Source organism: Acinetobacter sp. V2, assembly GCF_001188385.1.
In the GTDB taxonomy this organism is placed as follows: domain Bacteria; phylum Pseudomonadota; class Gammaproteobacteria; order Pseudomonadales; family Moraxellaceae; genus Acinetobacter; species Acinetobacter oleivorans.
Map to the genome: position 1 here is coordinate 1,563,800 of NZ_JZFB01000001.1, position 2,916 is coordinate 1,566,715.

The 2,916-nt window shown below is 39.6% G+C and carries 3 protein-coding genes; 1 reads left to right on the forward strand and 2 read right to left on the reverse strand.

Features of this window, described 5'->3' with window-relative positions; all coding sequences use genetic code 11:
- A partial coding sequence (locus tag UC75_RS20590) for a DUF817 family protein (protein ID WP_228137150.1) occupies positions 1–251 on the reverse strand: 251 nt, incomplete at its 3' end.
- Between the two features lie 5 nt (positions 252–256).
- Positions 257–1,330 carry a uroporphyrinogen decarboxylase gene (hemE, locus tag UC75_RS07150; RefSeq protein ID WP_049837148.1) on the reverse strand — a complete coding sequence of 358 codons (1,074 nt, stop codon included), beginning with the start codon at positions 1,328–1,330 and terminating at the stop codon, positions 257–259.
- A 303-nt stretch (positions 1,331–1,633) separates the two neighbouring features.
- Between hemE and UC75_RS07155 the strand changes: the two genes are divergently transcribed.
- Positions 1,634–2,872 (forward strand): L,D-transpeptidase family protein, encoded by a 1,239-nt coding sequence (locus tag UC75_RS07155; RefSeq protein ID WP_013197180.1) that lies wholly within the window; start codon positions 1,634–1,636, stop codon positions 2,870–2,872.
- The last annotated feature ends 44 nt before the right edge of the window (positions 2,873–2,916 follow it).

Genomic DNA, 2,916 nt, shown 5'->3' on the forward strand with positions numbered 1-2,916 from the left:
TCCATGAACATCGCCATGACGTGAAATAAAGCAATGACCTTGGCTTCTGCCCATGACTCCAGTTTTAAATAGAGTAAGCAAATCTGGATTAAAAGTGCATACGTCAGTAAGTAGTCATAACGATAGAACCCCATGTATTCATGGCTTCCCATCGGTGCTGTTAAAGCAAAAGCAATTAAAAGCAAAATACCAAACAAGGCTGCCGAAACAGCCTTGCCGATAAATTGAAACGGTAAAGTTAGATATTGCACAAAAACTATCCTAGATATTTAGCACTATACTCATGCACTGTATCTACAAAGATTTTTGGTTGTGCAGGATCTACCCATTGAGTAATCCCATGGCCCAAGTTAGCAATGTAACCGGTCTTTTCACCATTTGCGTAGGCATCGTCTATCATCAATTTTACTGCTTTCTCAATTGAAGCAGCCGAACCGTATAAAACAGCCGGATCAAGATTCCCTTGCAGAGCGACACGTCCAGCCACTGTAGTTCGAGCCGTATTTAATGGTGTCGTCCAATCTAAACCTAAAGCATCTGCACCTGTAGTAATCATTGGCTCTAACCATTGACCACCACCTTTCGTGAACACGATGATAGGAATACGTCGACCATCTTTCTCACGTTGTAAACCTGCAATGATTTTATTCATGTAGTTTAAAGAGAATTCGACATATTCACGGTGTGCTAATGCCCCGCCCCAGCTATCAAAGATCTGGATTGCCTGAGCACCTGCATCAATTTGAGCATTTAAATAGTCAATGACTGAGTCTGCTAAATGATCAAGCAAAGCATGCAAAACTTCTGGTTGAGCGTACATCATCTGCTTGGTAAAACGAAATTCTTTACTTGAACCACCTTCAACCATATAAGTTGCAAGCGTCCAAGGGCTACCAGAGAAACCAATCAGTGGAACTTGACCACCCAAAGCAGAACGAATTGTACTTACCGCATTCATCACATAGTCAAGATCTGATTTTGCATTTAACTTTGGTAAATTTGCGACATCTTGTTCAGTACGTACGGTCTTTTGAAACTTAGGGCCTTCGCCAGTTTCAAAATAAAGCCCTAAACCGAGTGCATCTGGAATAGTTAAAATATCTGAAAATAAAATTGCTGCATCTAAATCGTAACGACGCAAAGGTTGTAAAGTCACTTCACAGGCAAAATCTGTATTTTTACATAAAGATAGGAAATCACCTGCTTGTGAACGTGTTTCGCGATATTCAGGCAAATAACGCCCTGCTTGACGCATCATCCACACTGGTGTGATATCTACAGGTTCGCGTAACAAAGCACGGAGGAAACGATCATTTTTCAAAGTCGTCATTACCAATCTCTATCTTCTTTATGTGGCAGCATCATATCAAAAACAGAGACATTTTTATAATTTCAATTTCACACAAAAAACTCGTCAATCTACTAAAAAATGCATATTTACACAAAAGTCTACTGCAAGCCGTGGGGTTTTCTGCAATACTTGCAACATGTTACATTGGGGTCATTGGATATTCTTTTAATCACTAAATTACCAATCTTGGGCTCATAGAAATGAGTTATTGGTAATTTTATGCACTTTGAGATTAGATCAATCCCCCTATTGCTTATATGAAAATTCTTAAGGTTGAATTACATGTTTGTTCGCTCATTACTCGCTATGAGTTTAAGTTGTATTATTGCTAATGTTGCTTTTGCTGCTTCAACAACTGAGCAACCCCTGAACCCTAAAAAGGTATCAGCTCCTGTAGAAGATCCGATTGATCCTTTAGCAGTAGATGCAGCTTCAACTGTAAAAGCTCAAGCTTCGACACAAATTACCGCTCAAGAACAAAATGACTTAAATCGAGCGTCAACAACATTACAAAATTTACAGAAAACTGAAGATCCAAATGCTGAATCAGGCATCGCGGCGTCTACTCCAGCTGTTGCTAAAAGCAGCGCTGCGTCTACGGCTCCTGCGACAACCGCTGCATCATGGACTTTAGATAGCTTAAATTCGGCAGAATGGTCTGAAAATATTGGTAAAGGCCAACTTCCAGTTTATGCGCGTGCACATGTAATGCTCAATAATGCACATGCTTCGCCAGGTGCAATTGACGGCATGAGCGGTAAAAATACATTAAAAGCAATTTCTTCATTCCAACAAATGAATGGTTTATCACCTACTGGTGACCTGACCAAAGAAACTTGGGATGCATTGGTTGCTAAACAAACCAAGCCAGCATTTATTGAATACACAATTTCTGATGCTGACCTAAAAGGTCCATATGCTGAGTCGATTCCTTCTGACTATGCATTACAAGCTAAAATGAAAGGTTTGTACTACACACGTGTAACCGAAATGTTGGGTGAGAAGTTTCATATTGATGAAGCTTTCTTAAAGAAAATTAACCCAACTGCGACATTCAAAAAAGCGGGTGAAAAAATCATTGTTCCAAACGTACGCAATGATTTACCAGAAGATATTCATTTGATTATTGCCCATAAAGGTGCAAAACAATTGTATCTCTTCAATAGCCGGAACCAAATGATTGCCTCATTTCCTGCAACAATTGGCAGTACTGATACGCCTTCTCCGGCCGGTACTTACAAGGTAGTTGGTGTGGCTCGTAACCCTTGGTACAGCTATTCACCTTCGAACTTCGTACAAGGTAAAAACTTAAAACCTCTTTCTTTACCACCTGGCCCAAATGCTCCAGTAGGTAATATCTGGATTGGTTTAAGTAAAAAATCTTTCGGTATTCACGGAACACCAAATCCATCTTTAATCTCTAAAACAGCATCACACGGTTGTATCCGTTTAACAAACTGGGATGCAAACGATTTAGGAAATAAAGTACGTTCTGGCGTAACTGTTAAATTCCTTGAGTAATCCATATATTCTTTAAAAAACCTGCCTTCATGGCAGGTTTTTTT